The sequence below is a fragment of the Rhizobium grahamii genome, assembly GCF_009498215.1.
Classification (GTDB): domain Bacteria; phylum Pseudomonadota; class Alphaproteobacteria; order Rhizobiales; family Rhizobiaceae; genus Rhizobium; species Rhizobium grahamii_A.
The window spans coordinates 3,609,812-3,623,576 of record NZ_CP043498.1; the positions used below are offsets into that span (position 1 = coordinate 3,609,812).

Annotated in this window: 13 protein-coding genes; 3 read left to right on the plus strand and 10 right to left on the minus strand. The window is 61.4% G+C overall.

All coding sequences use genetic code 11. The annotated features are described in order from the left end of the window. Positions 1-75 precede the first annotated feature (75 nt). The 10 genes from FZ934_RS17365 to FZ934_RS17410 all read right to left on the minus strand — a co-directional run bounded on the left by FZ934_RS17365 (position 76) and on the right by FZ934_RS17410 (position 10,953). Positions 76-1,281: a tyrosine-type recombinase/integrase gene (locus FZ934_RS17365; RefSeq protein ID WP_153272085.1), complete on the minus strand. Its 1,206-nt coding sequence runs from the start codon at positions 1,279-1,281 to the stop codon at positions 76-78. A 47-nt stretch (positions 1,282-1,328) separates the two neighbouring features. Beyond that, positions 1,329-1,625, minus strand: coding sequence for a hypothetical protein (locus tag FZ934_RS17370; RefSeq protein WP_153272086.1), 297 nt, complete (start codon positions 1,623-1,625; stop codon positions 1,329-1,331). Positions 1,626-1,650: 25 nt separating this feature from the next. Beyond that, on the minus strand, positions 1,651-2,007 hold the full coding sequence (locus FZ934_RS17375; protein ID WP_153272484.1) for a hypothetical protein: 357 nt from the start codon (positions 2,005-2,007) through the stop codon (positions 1,651-1,653). A 185-nt stretch (positions 2,008-2,192) separates the two neighbouring features. Further along, a complete protein-coding gene (gene pncB, locus FZ934_RS17380) occupies positions 2,193-3,497 on the minus strand; it encodes a nicotinate phosphoribosyltransferase (protein ID WP_113360904.1) in 1,305 nt (434 codons plus the stop codon). Between the two features lie 173 nt (positions 3,498-3,670). Then, positions 3,671-4,021, minus strand: coding sequence for a hypothetical protein (locus tag FZ934_RS17385; protein WP_153272087.1), 351 nt, complete (start codon positions 4,019-4,021; stop codon positions 3,671-3,673). A gap of 90 nt (positions 4,022-4,111) precedes the next feature. Continuing rightward, positions 4,112-5,071: a 2-hydroxyacid dehydrogenase gene (locus FZ934_RS17390; RefSeq protein WP_153272088.1), complete on the minus strand. Its 960-nt coding sequence runs from the start codon at positions 5,069-5,071 to the stop codon at positions 4,112-4,114. Between the two features lie 8 nt (positions 5,072-5,079). After that, positions 5,080-6,717, minus strand: coding sequence for an ABC transporter ATP-binding protein (locus FZ934_RS17395; RefSeq protein WP_153272089.1), 1,638 nt, complete (start codon positions 6,715-6,717; stop codon positions 5,080-5,082). Beyond that, complete coding sequence (locus FZ934_RS17400; RefSeq protein WP_153272090.1) at positions 6,714-7,862, minus strand: ABC transporter permease; 1,149 nt, start codon at positions 7,860-7,862, stop codon at positions 6,714-6,716. The genes FZ934_RS17395 and FZ934_RS17400 overlap by 4 nt, the downstream gene beginning before the upstream one ends. After that, positions 7,862-8,956 carry a microcin C ABC transporter permease YejB gene (locus tag FZ934_RS17405; RefSeq protein WP_153272091.1) on the minus strand — a complete coding sequence of 365 codons (1,095 nt, stop codon included), beginning with the start codon at positions 8,954-8,956 and terminating at the stop codon, positions 7,862-7,864. Before FZ934_RS17405 ends, FZ934_RS17400 begins: the two co-directional genes overlap by 1 nt. A gap of 158 nt (positions 8,957-9,114) precedes the next feature. Then, positions 9,115-10,953, minus strand: a complete 1,839-nt coding sequence (locus FZ934_RS17410) for an extracellular solute-binding protein (RefSeq protein ID WP_153272092.1) — start codon at positions 10,951-10,953, stop codon at positions 9,115-9,117. Between the two features lie 192 nt (positions 10,954-11,145). Between FZ934_RS17410 and mepA the strand changes: the two genes are divergently transcribed. The 3 genes from mepA (at position 11,146) to FZ934_RS17425 (ending at position 13,743) form a co-directional block, all read left to right on the plus strand. Beyond that, the gene (mepA, locus tag FZ934_RS17415) at positions 11,146-12,219 is read left to right on the plus strand and encodes a penicillin-insensitive murein endopeptidase (RefSeq protein WP_153272093.1); all 1,074 of its coding nucleotides are present in this window, start codon (positions 11,146-11,148) and stop codon (positions 12,217-12,219) included. Positions 12,220-12,304: 85 nt separating this feature from the next. Beyond that, positions 12,305-12,685 (plus strand): methylglyoxal synthase, encoded by a 381-nt coding sequence (locus FZ934_RS17420; protein WP_153272094.1) that lies wholly within the window; start codon positions 12,305-12,307, stop codon positions 12,683-12,685. A gap of 32 nt (positions 12,686-12,717) precedes the next feature. Then, positions 12,718-13,743 carry a glucokinase gene (locus FZ934_RS17425; RefSeq protein WP_153272095.1) on the plus strand — a complete coding sequence of 342 codons (1,026 nt, stop codon included), beginning with the start codon at positions 12,718-12,720 and terminating at the stop codon, positions 13,741-13,743. The last annotated feature ends 22 nt before the right edge of the window (positions 13,744-13,765 follow it).

A 13,765-nucleotide genomic window follows, 5' to 3' on the forward strand; every position in this document is an offset into this window, starting at 1 on the left:
GGCCAAGCCATCTGCCGCCTCGCGGCGTTTTACGCTGGTTAGATGGCGCCGCTCGCCGCGACCTGTTGGTAGTCGTCACTTTCCTAGACAGAAAGCCTCCCACGCCGACATCATAGCGCGCCGTTGATCAATAAGGTCCGTACGATGGTAGGCAGCCTCGACTGCATTCTTGACCGTATGGGCGAGCGCGCGCTCCGCGACATCACGGGGATATCCGTTCTCAGATGCCCAATCTCTAAAGCTTGAGCGGAAGCCATGAGCAGTGGCGATGCGCCCAGGCGTATCGCTGAAAACCTCATTGTCTCGCAGAAACTTGGTGAGTGTCATGTCGCTGATTGGTGTGCATTTTCGTGACGGGAATACCAACCCTGTGCCGGTCTCCGATTTCTCAAGCCGGCTTCTTAGGATTTGGATGCCCTTCTGTGAGAGCGGTACGCGGTGAATGATCTTTGCTTTCATTCGTGCTGCTGGCACCGTCCAGATCGCGCTGGAAAAGTCGATCTCGTCCCATTGCATCTGACGCAGCTCTCCCGAACGGCAAGCCGTGAGGATCAGCAGCTCCAGCATTTGGCGGGTCGCATTTGGTGGTCCCGCATGGAGGACGCCGGAGAAGAAGGTCGGTAAGTCCCGCCATGGTAGGGCAGGCTGATGCGCGACACGTTCTCTTTTGCCTGGCTGCTTTGGCAGAAGCTTGTCGACGACTCTCACGGGGCTCGCAACAATGTATCCGTGGGCAGCCGCCCAGTTCATCACGGCATCGCAACGCTGCTTGATGCGTGAGGAAGTCTCAGGCTTCGAGAGCCAGATTGGTTTTAGGCACGCCGCAAAGTCGGCCGGACCGAGTACGTTGACGAGTTTCTTTCCGATTTTGGGGAAGACATATTGGTCCAGAGTGTTGATCCATTGATCGATATGCTTGCGGTTACGAAAACCTTCGATCTTGTCGGCGTGATGAAGTCGCGCCGCTTTTTCGAAAGTCGGAACTGCCGCCAGCCGCGCAGTCTCCCGCTCCCGCTCCCTGCGCTCGTCAAGCGGATCTCTTCCGTCATCGATCGCACCTCTAGCCTCAAATGCCTTGGCTCTGGCGTCCCGGATCGAAGTTGTCGGATAACTGCCTAGGCCCATCTCACGTCGCGTTCCGCTCGTCGGTGACACAAAGCGTAGAATCCATTTCCCACTCCCAACCGTGCCACTAGGAACGAGATATAGACCGACTATGGTGCCGTCAGACACGGGTTTGTCGTTCGGCTTTACCTTCCGGGCTTTGGCATCGCTGAGCATTTTTTGCGGTCCATAAGGGGTTCGATGGATCTCTCCTAGCCCGCCATTCAGCCCGCCACAAGAGGCGAAATTCGATGGAATGGAATGGTATTGAATGAGATGCTGGTTACGCAGAATTTCGATAAAAATTCAAATAAATCAATACTATATTGTTTTGTTTGAGATGCGATGAGCTGGAGGTGACGGCGGCCACCTTGTCCGCCATTTTCCAAACCAGGATAATGCTGATCGTTTTCCGTCCGCGCCCGGTGTGCAGACATCAATTGACGTCCATTGCCGTGATTGCGCAGGCCCCCATTGAAAAAACCGCCGCATGCTGTCGCGCACGGCGGGTTCAAATCCAACTATCTCGATACGCTCAACCTGAGCCTAACGGCAGACGCGCATGCTTTCCATGTGCCAGCCGCCGTCATAGGCGTTCGGTACCTGGCGATCTTCGAACCAGCAGCGCGGCGGAGGCGGTGGGGGCGGCGGGTCGATGTAGCGCGGACCGCGGTCATTGGCGATCGAGCCGGCGATCAGGCCGCCGATGACGCCTGCTGCGAGGCCGCCGGCGATTGCCGCGCCGGTGTCGTTGTGATGATGCCTGCGCGGCGGCGGTGGCGGGGGAGGATAGTCTCCGTAGGGCGGACGACGCCACTCTTGTGCAGCGGCCGGCGCAGCCGTTGCGACGAGGCTGCTGGCAGCCAGTGCAGCCGCAATCGTGGACAACAGTATCTTCTTCATCATGTCTCCAGTTGAGATTAAGCCAGGGCCCAACCCGTTGGTAGGAATAATCGCATCGCTGCGCTTAACGGCTCATGAACGATATAAGCGGCCCGACGGTGAATCGTGCGCACCGCGACGCTTTGCCACCACTCTCCGACGAGATTGGGGCAATGTGAAAACCTGTTGCTGGGTGGGGCTCCGGTCTAGACGAGCACTGCCTGATCAACGCGGTCTTCCGTGCCGAAGAACTTCAGGTAGCGCTGGACCTCTGCCGGATCGCCGGTCGCCTTTTGCGGATTGTCCGACAGTTTGACCGCGGGCCGTCCGTTGGCATCGCTGACCTTGCAGACGATGGAGATCGGGTTCAGCCCGGAGATCTCGGTCGGTGCGCAGCCGGCAAAGTCGTTGGTGAGGTTGGTGCCCCAGCCGAAGCTCATCCGCACCTTGCCTTCGAAATGCTTGTAGGTGTCGATGATCGCATCGACGTCGAGCCCGTCGGAGAAGATGAGAAGCTTCTGGCGCGGATCGCGCCCCATCTTCTTCCACCACTCGATAATCTTCTCGCCGCCCTCGATCGGCGGTGCGCTATCCGGCCGGAAACCGGTCCAATCGGCGACCCATTCGGGCGCGTCGCGCAGGAAGGCGGCGGTGCCGAAGGCGTCGGGAAGGACGATCAGCAGATTGCCGCCATAGAGCTTGTTCCAGTCGCGCAGCACCTTGTAGGGCGAATTGCGCAGTTCCTCATCGGTCTGGGCAAGGGCTGCGGCAACCATCGGTAGCTCGTGGGCATTGGTACCCACCGCTTCGAGATCGGAATCCATCGCGAGCAGGACGTTGCTGGTACCGGTGAAAGCAGGACCGATGCCTTCCTTCAGTGCCTCGACGCACCAGCGCTGCCATAGGAAGCTGTGACGCCGGCGCGTGCCGAAGTCGGAGATGCGCAGGCCCGGCAGTTCGCGCAGGCGCTCGACCTTCTCCCACATCCGCGCCTTGGCGCGGGCATAGAGCACGTCGAGCGTAAACGGCCCGAGCGCCTTCATGGCGGTGCGCGAGCGTAACTCGTTGATGATCGCGAGCGCCGGGATTTCCCACATGGTCGTGTCCTTCCACGAGCCGTGGAAGTCGAGCACATATTGGCCGTCGCGCTTCGACAGCTCGTATTCCGGCAGCTGGAAATGCGACAGCCAGGCGAGGAATTCGGGCTCGAAGATCTGCGCGCGCCCATAGAAGCTGTTACCGGCCAGCCAGATCATCTCTTTCTTCGAGAGGCGCAGCGAGCGCGCGTGGTCGAGTTGCTCGCGCAGTTCTCCCTCATCGATCTCTTCGGCGAGACGGACGCGCTTGGTGCGGTTGATGACCGTGAAGGTCGCGTTCGCATCCGGATAGAGCTTCCAGATCATCTGCAGCATGAGCAGCTTGTAGAAATCCGTGTCGATCAGGCTGCGAACAATCGGATCGAGCTTCCAGGTGTGGTTATAAACGCGCCGTGCGATATCAGTCTTGGCCATGAACTCCGCCCATTCCCCGACCGGGCAAAATCGCGTCATGAGCCGACGCGAGAAGACCGGCTGGTGCGCTTCTTATCGAAAAATCAGCCGGCAAAGTCCAGCACAAACGGATGAGCACCCCTGCCGGTGGTCCGGCAGGGTGCTCTGTGGTGACCGCCTCGACCCGCCCCGTTCTATTGCCCGGTGGTCTTCGGCGTTGCCGGCGCGGTATTCGTGCCTGTAGGCTGAGACTGCGTTTCGGTCGGAACAGCGTTACCGTTCTGCAATGATGGCGATGGTGGCGTCGCTGGCTGCTCGGACTGCAACCGCTGTCCGGGCTGCTGCGGAGCAACCTCCGCCGCCTCCTTCTTGCCCCAAATCTCGACAGGGATCCAAATGATGAATGCGAGCACCAGAGCCGCTATCAGGACCGCAAGGATGCGGGTGCCCGCGCGGCCCTGCTTTGCGTTCACAGGTGAAATCGTCTCCTCGGCGTGAAGCTTTCCGTCCGTTTCTTCCCAGCGCGTTTCCGTCTGCTGAGCCATGCTTTTCTCCTTCCGACGTCGCGCGAGCCATCATCAGCCCGGCACCTCATCCTGGAGGAAAACGAACGGCAGACAGCATGGTTCCTGCCGTCAGTAACCGCGCTGCCGGTCGACGACGAACTGCAGCGGCTCGCCACCCTCGTGGCGGGCGATCTGGCGCTCGACGTGGCGGAAGAGCGCTGTCTCATCGGAGACTGCCGCATCGTGCGGCGTGATGAACACGTTTTCGAGCCCCCAGAGCGGATCGTCGGAGGCAAGCGGCTCGACCGCGAAGACGTCGATCGACGCACCGCCGAGCACGCCGCCCTCGATCGCGGCGACGATGTCCGATTGCACCTGGCTCTTGCCGCGGCCCGCATTGATAAACACAGGCTTGCCGAGCGCACCGCCCTGCCGCAGCTTCGAAAACAGCGCGGCATTGTAGAAGCCTGTCGTCTCCGGTGTCAGCGGGAGCAGACCGACGAGAAAATCCGTTCTGGAGAGGAAATCATCGAGCTGCCCGGAATCGAAGGTCTCGACGCCATCGATCTCCTTGCGGCTGCGCGACCAGCCGATGACGTTGAAGCCCATGACCTTCAGCTTGTATGCCGCATCCTGCCCGAGTACGCCAAGGCCCATGATGCCGACGGTGATTTCTGCGGCCTCAGGTGGAACGAGCTTGCCCCAGATGCGCGCCCGCTGATCCTTGTCGTGCTGATGCTGCTGGCGCAGGTGCATCAGGCACTGCATCACCACCCATTCGCTCATCCGCGTCGTCAGGCTTCGGTCGGAGAAGCGAACGATCGGCACATCGGGCAAGCCCGGCAGGTTCATGAAGCTGTCGACGCCGGCGCCACCGGAGAAGATGACCTTGAGATTAGGGGCGCGGCTGAAAAGATCCGCGTCCGGTTTCCAGAGCAGCGCATAGTCGATGCCGGTCAGATCGCGATCCCTGTTGGCGGGATCCGCGAGATTGATGCTGCCGCGATCGGGAAAGGCCGTTTTCAGGATGCGGGCAACGGTATCGGGGTCGAATTTCAAATCGACGAGAATGGGCTGTTTTGCGGACATGATCGTCTTTACTGTTGGACGGCGGGCGTCGGCACCGCCTCGATGTTGAAGGCGGCAGCCATTAGCGCCTTGGTATAGTCATCCTTCGGCGCACCGAAGATATCGGCCGACGGTCCCTGCTCGACCACCTTGCCGAAGCGCATGACGATGACGTCGTTTGCCAGCGCCTTCACCACCTTCAGGTCGTGGCTGATGAACAGGTAGGCGAGATCGTGTTTCTTCTGCAGATCGCGCAGGAGATCGACGACTTGCGCCTGGACGCTCATGTCGAGCGCCGAGGTTGGCTCGTCCAGCATCACGAAGCGCGGTTTCAGCACCATGGCGCGGGCAATGGCGATGCGCTGGCGTTGCCCGCCTGAGAATTCGTGCGGATAGCGCCAACGGGTCAGCGGATCGAGCCCGACCTCTTCCAGCGCCCAGCAGACGCGGCTGTCGCGCTCTTCATAGGAGAGCGACCGCTCATGTACTTTGAGCCCCTCGGCGATGATATCGCCGACCGACATGCGCGGGCTGAGCGAGCCGTAGGGATCCTGGAACACGACCTGCAACTGGTTGCGCAGCGGCCGCATCTCCGTAAATGAATAGCTGGCTATATCCTTACCGACAAAACTGATCCGGCCCTGCGAGGAGATCAGCCGTGTCAGCGCGAGGCCGAGCGTCGTCTTGCCGGAACCGGATTCACCGACGACGCCGAGCGTCTGGCCAGCGCGCAGCTGCAGGTCGATGCCGTCGACGGCCTTCACATGATCGACGACCTTGCGCATGAGCCCGGCCTTGATCGGGAACCAGACGCGAATGTCGGATCCCTGCATCACGATGGGTTTCGAGGCGTCCGCAAGCGGCGGCTCGCCGCGCGGCTCGGAGGCGAGCAGATGCCGGGTGTAATCGTGTTTGGGATTGCGGAAGACCTCTTCCACCGTGCCGGTCTCGACGATCTTGCCCTTGGTCATCACGCAGACCCGATCGGCAAACTTTCGCACGATGCCGAGGTCGTGGGTGATGAACAGCATCGACATGCCATGCTGCCCCTTCAGCTGCCGCAGCAGTTCGAGGATCTGTGCCTGCACGGTGACGTCGAGCGCCGTCGTCGGCTCGTCGGCAATCAGAAGCTCCGGCCGGTTGGCGAGCGCCATGGCGATCATCACGCGTTGGCGCTGGCCGCCTGACAGCTCGTGCGGATAGGCCTTCAGCCGCTTTTCCGGCTCGCGAATGCCGACCTGGTTGAGCAGTTCGAGAATCCGCTTGCGCGCCGCCTGTCCCGTCACGCCCTGATGCAACTCGAGAATCTCGGCGATCTGCTTCTCGATGCTGTGCAGCGGATTGAGCGAGGTCATCGGCTCCTGGAAGATCATCGTGATGTCGTTGCCGCGCACTTCGCGCAACGCCTTGTCGGATGCCTTCAGGAGGTCCTTGCCCTTGAACAGGATTTCGCCGGAGGGATGGCTGGCGGAGGGGTAGGGGAGCAGCCGCAGGATCGAGTTGGCGGAGACCGACTTGCCCGACCCGGACTCGCCGACCAGCGCCACGACCTCGCCCTTGCGGATATCGAAGGAGACGCGATCGACAGCCAGCGATGTTTCGCCGCCCTGGTGGAATGCCACCGAGAGATCGCGGACGGACAGCAGTGTTTCGGCAGCGTCACTCATTGAAACGTCTTCCTGGGATCGAATGCATCGCGAACCGCCTCGCCGATGAAGATCAACAGCGACAGCATGATCGACATGGTGAAGAACGCCGTCAGTCCGAGCCACGGCGCCTGCAGGTTGGCCTTGCCCTGCGCGATCATCTCGCCGAGCGAAGGGGAGCCCGGCGGCATGCCGAAGCCGAGGAAGTCGAGTGACGTCAACGTGGTGATCGAGCCCGACAGGATGAACGGCAGGAAGGTCAGCGTTGCGACCATCGCGTTCGGCAACAGATGCCGCCACATGATCGTGCGGTTGCCGACGCCGAGCGCCCGCGCTGCCCGCACATACTCGAAATTTCGGGCCCGCAGGAATTCCGCACGCACGACGCCGACGAAGCCGACCCAGGAGAACAGCAGCATGATCCCGAGCAGCACGAAGAAGCCGGGAGGCAGGATCGCCGCGATGATCAACAGGATGTAGAGCACCGGCATCGACGACCAGATCTCGATGAAGCGCTGCAGCAAGAGGTCCGTCCAGCCGCCGAAATAGCCCTGGATCGCGCCGGCAGTGACGCCGATGACGGCAGAGAAGATCGTCAGCACCAGGCCGAAGAGCACGGAGATGCGGAAGCCGTAAATGACGCGGGCAAGAACGTCACGCGCCTGATCGTCCGTGCCGAGCCAGTTGAGGTTGCCGAGGTTGCAGCCCGGATCGGCCGCACCCTGGGGATATCCGGAGCAGCGTTCCTCCTTGCTCATCAGCCAGAAGGGCGCGGTCGGCGCCGAATGCGGGATATTCGAGTTGACCGAACGATAGGAGTAATGGATCGGCGGCCAGATCATCCAGCCATTGGCCTTGATCTCGTCGGAAATAACGTCGGAACGATAGTCCGTCTCGGCAAGGAATCCGCCGAACTTCTCTTCCGGATAATTGACCAGCACAGGAAACAGGATTTCGCCCTTGTAGGACGCGACGATCGGCCGGTCGTTGGCGATGAACTCGGCAAACAGGCTGAGCACGAACAGCACGAGAAACAGCCACAAGGACCAGTAGCCGCGGCGGTTAGCCTTGAAGTTCTTCCAGCGGCGAACATTGGTCGGCGACAGCAGCCCCTTGCGCGGCGGCTTGACCGGCGTTGCGCTGGTCGGATTGGCGGCGGTGTCCATCAGACGTCCCTCCGCTCGAAGTCGATGCGCGGATCGATCCATGTGTAGATCAGGTCGGAGATCAGGCTGACGAACAGGCCGAGCAACGAGAAGATGTAGAGCGTCGCAAACACGATCGGGTAATCGCGGTTGACGACAGAGAGATAGCCGAGCCGCCCGAGGCCATCGAGCGAGAAGATGTTCTCGATCAGGAGCGATCCGGTGAAGAAGGCCGAGATGAAGGCGCCGGGGAAGCCAGCGATGATGATCAGCATGGCGTTGCGGAAGACGTGGCCGTAGAGCACCTGCCGTTCGTTCAGGCCCTTGGCCCGGGCCGTCACGACATACTGCTTCTTGATCTCCTCGATGAAGGAGTTTTTCGTCAGCAGCGTCGTCGTCGCGAAGGCGGCGAGCGACAGCGAGATCAGCGGCAGCGTCAGGTGCCAGAAATAGTCGAGCGGCTTCTGCCACCAGGCGAGCTGGTCGAAATTGTCGGAGACGAGGCCGCGCAGCGGGAACCAGTCGTAGAAGGATCCGCCGGCAAAGAGCACGATCAGCAGGATGCCGAACAGGAAGCTTGGAACGGCATAGCCGATGATGATGATGCCTGAAGTCCAGACGTCGAAGGTCGAGCCGTCCTTGACCGCCTTGCGGATGCCGAGCGGGATCGAAATCCCGTAGGAGAAGATCATGATCCAGATGCCGAGCGAGGCGGAGACCGGAAGCTTTTCCTTGATCAGTTCGAGAACCGTGGTGTTGCGGAAGAAGCTCTCGCCGAAGTCGAAGCGGATGTAGTTCCACATCATTTCGCCAAAGCGCGTCAGCGGCGGCTTGTCGAAGCCGAACTGCTTTTCGAGCTTGGCGATCAATTCGGGATCAAGCCCCTGGGCGCCGCGGTATTTCGAGCTGCCTTCGTCGAGGCCACCACCGCCGAGAAGATCGCCGCCACCGCCGGAAAGGCGCGAGTCGGCTCCCTGCGCATCGCCTGTCAGCTGCGCGATCACCTGCTCGACCGGACCGCCCGGTGCGAACTGGATGACGGTGAACGAAATGGCCATGATGCCGACGATTGTCGGGATCATCAGAAGCAGGCGGCGAAGAATATAGGCTCCCATCAGCGAGCGGCCTCCGGGGAGTTCTGTCGTAGGCTGTCCAGTCTATCGCCGCTCAATCGTCAAGCCTTCCTCTGCCGGTTCATACCGGCGCTGATCATGGTCCGAAGTGATTCGGTTGGTCCATTTGGAGCCCAGCCGTCAGGCCAATGCAAGTCCGCTCATTTCTTGGCGGAAGACGACCACCAGACATCAGGGAAACCGGTCGAATAGGTCGGATATTCGGCCGGGTGGGTGATCGTGTTCCAGTAAGTGATCGATTGCGTATCGCGGTAGAAGAGCGGCACGACATAGTGTCCGGCGAGCAGCACGCGGTCGAGCGCCTTGATCGACGCCACCTGCTCGTCTCGATTAGGCGCGAAGATCACCATACGGATCAGCGCGTCGATCGCAGGGTCGGAAATGCCGGAATAATTGCCCGAGCCCTGCTGGTTCACCGAACCCGAACCCCAGTAGTCGGCCTGTTCGTTGCCGGGGTTCATCGTTTCGGCCCGCACCTGCCAGATCACGTCGTAGTCGAAGGCGCGCACCCGGTTGGTATATTGCGAGGCATCCACGGTGCGCACCCGCGCATCGATGCCGATCTTCTTGAGATTGTTGGCGTAGGGCACCGCCCAGCGCTCCAGCATCGGGCTTGAAAGCAGGATCTCGAAGCTCATCGGCTTGCCGGTCTGCGTATTGACCATGCGATTGCCCTTGATCTCCCAGCCCGCTTCCTTGAGCAGCTTGATCGCCGTGCGCAGGTTGTCGCGGCTTTTCTGCGGGTCGCCGCCGACAGGGTTTGTATAGGCGGTGGTGAAGATCGACGGCGAAAGCTTGTCCTTGAGGCCGTTGAGGATCTCCAGTTCGCGCCCCTCAGGCAGGCCGGAGGAGGCGAGCTCGGTATTCCAGAAATAGCTGTCGATGCGCTTGTAGCTGTTGAAGGCGACGGTGCGGTTCAGCTCCTCGAAATCGAAGCCGTAATTCAGCGCCTCGCGCACCTTCTCGTCCTTGAAGATGTCGCGGCGGGTGTTCAGCACCAGCGCCTGCATGATGCCGGCGGCGCGCAGCCCATTCGGCACCTCCTCCTTTTTCACGCGCCCTTCCTTTACGGCGGGGAAATCATATCCAGTCGCCCAGCGCGCTGCCTGGGTCTCCTGCCAGAAGTCGCTGTTGCCGGCGCGGAAGGCCTCGAACTCCACGTCACGGTCGGCGTAATAGGTGTAAGTGATCGAGCCGAAATTGTTCTGCCCGACATTCACGTTGAGATCCTTGCCCCAGTAGTCGTCGCGTAGTTCGTAACGGATCGTGGACCCCGCCGAGAAGGCGGCGATCTTGTAGGGGCCAGAGCCCATGACAGGTTCCAGCGTCGTCTTCGCGATATCGCGCGGCTTGCCATCAGGCCCGGCGCCCTCCCACCAGTGCTTCGGCACGACCACGAGCTGCCCCAGGATATTGGGCAGTTCCTTGTTGTTCTTCTCGTCGAAGGTGAAGGTCACGTCGCGCTCGCCCGATTTTTCGGCCTTCACGACGTGCTTGTAGTAGTTGGAAGCGAGCGGGTTGAGCTCCTTCACCTTGTCGAAGCTGAAGATCACGTCCTCGGGCGTGACGGGCTTGCCATCCGCCCACTTCGCCTCCGCCCGCAGCCGGAAGGTCGCGCTTGAGACGTCGTCGGGATAGGAGAGCCCTTCCGCCAGCAGGCCGTAGGAGGCGAGCAACTCGTCGTCCGCCGATTTCATCAGCGTCTCGAACGGCAGCGTCAGGCCGACGGCGGCCTCGCCCTTGGAAAGCAGCGGGTTGAACGTGTCGTAGGTGCCCGATGCCGAAAGCCGGAGATTGCCGCCCTTCGGCGCGTCCGGGTTCACGTAGTCGAAATGCTTGAAGCCCGGCTTGTATTTCAGCTCGCTGATGACGGAGCTGCCGATCTTGAAATCCAGGTCCTGCGCCGTCGCGGCGAGCGGCAGCGCCAATGTGCCGAAAAGAGAAAGGACCACACCAAGTTTCGACCACGTAAGCGCCATTCGCCAACCCCGATTGTTTTCTGCTTTTGCCGACAATAGGCGAAAAGCAGGCGAAAAACAGGTGAGCCAAGAGTTTTTGTCCTGATGGAAGCGGAACGGATTTTGTGAAACATCGATTCACCAAAATTCGATTTCACGTTAAATTCAAAGCAAATCACTTGATTTGAAATCAGCAGATGTTCGGGAAATGGCATGGCACTTCGTATAGCGCAGGTATTTCGCTCTTTCGTTCAATTGACCTTGGCGGGGACGATCGGTGCGGGTCTCATTGCCGGTGATGTCGCGGCACAGCAGAAGCAGCCCAGCCCGGGTAGCGCCAAGGCTATTTTCGGTTCGGTCGAGTTGCCGTCTCAAGGCCCGGCCGAACCCTATGGTTTCTATGCCAAGGGCTGCATGACCGGCGCGGTCGCCCTGCCGACGGATGGACCGACCTGGCAGGCGATGCGTCTTTCCCGCAATCGACGCTGGGGCAATCCGGCGATGATCGCTCTCCTTGAGCAGCTCTCCCGTGATGCCGCGAAATACGACGGTTGGCCAGGCCTTCTGGTCGGCGACATCGCGCAGCCGCGTGGCGGCCCGATGTTCAACGGCCACGCCTCCCACCAGATCGGTCTCGATGCCGACGTATGGCTGACGCCGATGCCATCGCGTCATCTGACAGCGGAGCAGCGAGAAACGCTGCCGTTCACGACGATGCTGCAGAAGGGCGCTTTCCTGACGATCAATCCGAACGTCTGGAGCGAGTCTCGCGCCCGCCTGCTGATGCGCGCCGCGAGCTATCCGCAGGTCGAGCGCATCTTCGTCAATCCGGCCATCAAGAAGAAGATGTGCGACACCTGGACGGGCGACCGCACCAATCTCGGCAAGCTGAGGCCGGAGTATGGCCACGACTCGCACTTCCACATCCGCATCAAATGCCCTCCGGGTGCCGCCGGCTGCAAGCCGCAGGCGCCAGTCGTTGCCGGTGATGGCTGCGACAAGTCGCTCGCCTGGTGGTTCACCAAGGAGCCGTGGGCGGCGCCGAAGCCGCCGAAGCCAGGCACCAAGCCGGTGAAGCCGCGCGAAGTGATGGTGTCCGATCTGCCGAAGGCCTGCGCGGCCATCCTCGCTGCGCCCTCGGTGGCATCCGTCCGTGCGGCGACATACGGCGGTGCGTCGGCTGCGGAGTCTCTGGCGGTCGCGCCGGCTGCGGAACCGGCGGCAACGTCGGGCGAAGCGCTGCCGGCTCTCGGTCCGGTGCCGGATGACAAGCCTGCCGATCAATGAGCCGGTATCGGGTCGTCTTTCAAATCGCAAACTCTTCGTATAGAAGCGCCAAATCGATTTAATTTTAGGGCGGAGGTCTCTTTTCATGGCCGGCGGCAAATGCCTCGCATTGATTGCGCATGACCAGAAGAAGGATGACATGGCGGAGTTTGCCCGCCGTCACAAGGAGGCGCTGAAGAACTGGCGGATCGTCGCCACCGGCACCACCGGTGGCCGCGTCCTCGAGGCCGTGCCGGAGCTTGACGTCATCAGGCTGAAGAGCGGTCCTCTCGGTGGCGATCAGCAGATCGGCGCGCTGATTGCGACCGGCGAGGCGGATGCGCTCATCTTCTTCGTCGATCCGCTGACGCCGATGCCGCACGATGTCGACGTCAAGGCTTTGATGCGCCTGGCGATCGTCTATGATATTCCGATGGCCCTCAACGAGGCGACGGCCGACAGGCTGATAGCAGACCTTCACCTTTAATCCGCAAGACGCGCGCATTCACGGAACCTGAGATGCTACAGTCCGACACCAACGAAGCAAGAATGCCTTATCCGATCCTTATCGGCGACATCGGCGGCACCAATGCCCGCTTCGCGATCATCGCTGATGCCGACGCGGAGCAGATCAATTTTCCGAACGTCCGGACCGCGGATTTCGAGACGATCGACGATGCCATCCGCGCCGCGATCATGGAAAAGAGCGCCGTCAAGCCACGCTCCGCGATCCTGGCCGTCGCCGGCCCGATCCGCGAGGACGAAATCCCGCTGACGAACTGCGATTGGGTGGTGCGCCCGCGCACGATGATCGAGGGCCTCGGGCTCGAGGATGTGCTTGTCGTCAATGACTTCGAGGCGCAGGCACTTGCGATTGCCCATCTCTCTGACGAGCATCGGGAACGCCTGGGCGATGCGTCTGGTGATGTCGTCGCCTCTCGCGTGGTGCTCGGCCCGGGCACCGGCCTTGGCGTCGGCGGCCTGCTGCATGCGCAGAACACCTGGATCCCGGTTCCGGGCGAGGGCGGCCATATCGATCTCGGACCGCGCAGCAAGCGCGACTACGAGATTTTCCCGCATGTCGAGACGATTGAGGGACGCGTGTCGGCCGAGCAGATCCTCTGCGGCCGCGGTATCGTCCATCTCTACAAGGCGATCTGCGCCGCCGATGGCATCGAGCCGGCCTACAGCGATCCGGCCGATATCACCTCGCATGCGCTGGCGGACACCGACAAGATCGCTGTCGAGACAGTTTCGCTGTTTTCGACCTATCTTGGCCGGGTTGCCGGCGACATGGCGCTCGTCTTCATGGCCCGCGGCGGCGTCTTCCTGTCGGGCGGCATCTCGCAGAAGATATTGCCGGCACTCCGCCGTCCGGAATTTCGTGCTGCCTTCGAGGACAAGGCGCCGCATTCCGGGCTGCTCGCGAAGATCCCCACCTACGTCGTGACCCATCCTCTCGCGGCCCTGGCAGGACTGTCGTCCTTTGCCCGCAGGCCGGAGAGCTTCGGCGTTTCGACCGATGGTCGCCGCTGGCGGCGCTAGGCCGCTCTAGCCAAATGGGCGG

Coding starts and splice junctions, on each gene's coding strand:
- FZ934_RS17365 (WP_153272085.1), bottom strand. CDS start 1,281: ATGCTCAGCGATGCCAAAGCCCGGAAGGTAAAGCCGAACGACAAACCC.
- FZ934_RS17375 (WP_153272484.1), bottom strand. CDS start 2,007: ATGAAGAAGATACTGTTGTCCACGATTGCGGCTGCACTGGCTGCCAGC.
- pncB (WP_113360904.1), bottom strand. CDS start 3,497: ATGGCCAAGACTGATATCGCACGGCGCGTTTATAACCACACCTGGAAG.
- FZ934_RS17385 (WP_153272087.1), bottom strand. CDS start 4,021: ATGGCTCAGCAGACGGAAACGCGCTGGGAAGAAACGGACGGAAAGCTT.
- FZ934_RS17390 (WP_153272088.1), bottom strand. CDS start 5,071: ATGTCCGCAAAACAGCCCATTCTCGTCGATTTGAAATTCGACCCCGAT.
- FZ934_RS17395 (WP_153272089.1), bottom strand. CDS start 6,717: ATGAGTGACGCTGCCGAAACACTGCTGTCCGTCCGCGATCTCTCGGTG.
- FZ934_RS17400 (WP_153272090.1), bottom strand. CDS start 7,862: ATGGACACCGCCGCCAATCCGACCAGCGCAACGCCGGTCAAGCCGCCG.
- FZ934_RS17405 (WP_153272091.1), bottom strand. CDS start 8,956: ATGGGAGCCTATATTCTTCGCCGCCTGCTTCTGATGATCCCGACAATC.
- FZ934_RS17410 (WP_153272092.1), bottom strand. CDS start 10,953: ATGGCGCTTACGTGGTCGAAACTTGGTGTGGTCCTTTCTCTTTTCGGC.
- mepA (WP_153272093.1), top strand. CDS start 11,146: ATGGCACTTCGTATAGCGCAGGTATTTCGCTCTTTCGTTCAATTGACC.
- FZ934_RS17420 (WP_153272094.1), top strand. CDS start 12,305: ATGGCCGGCGGCAAATGCCTCGCATTGATTGCGCATGACCAGAAGAAG.
- FZ934_RS17425 (WP_153272095.1), top strand. CDS start 12,718: ATGCTACAGTCCGACACCAACGAAGCAAGAATGCCTTATCCGATCCTT.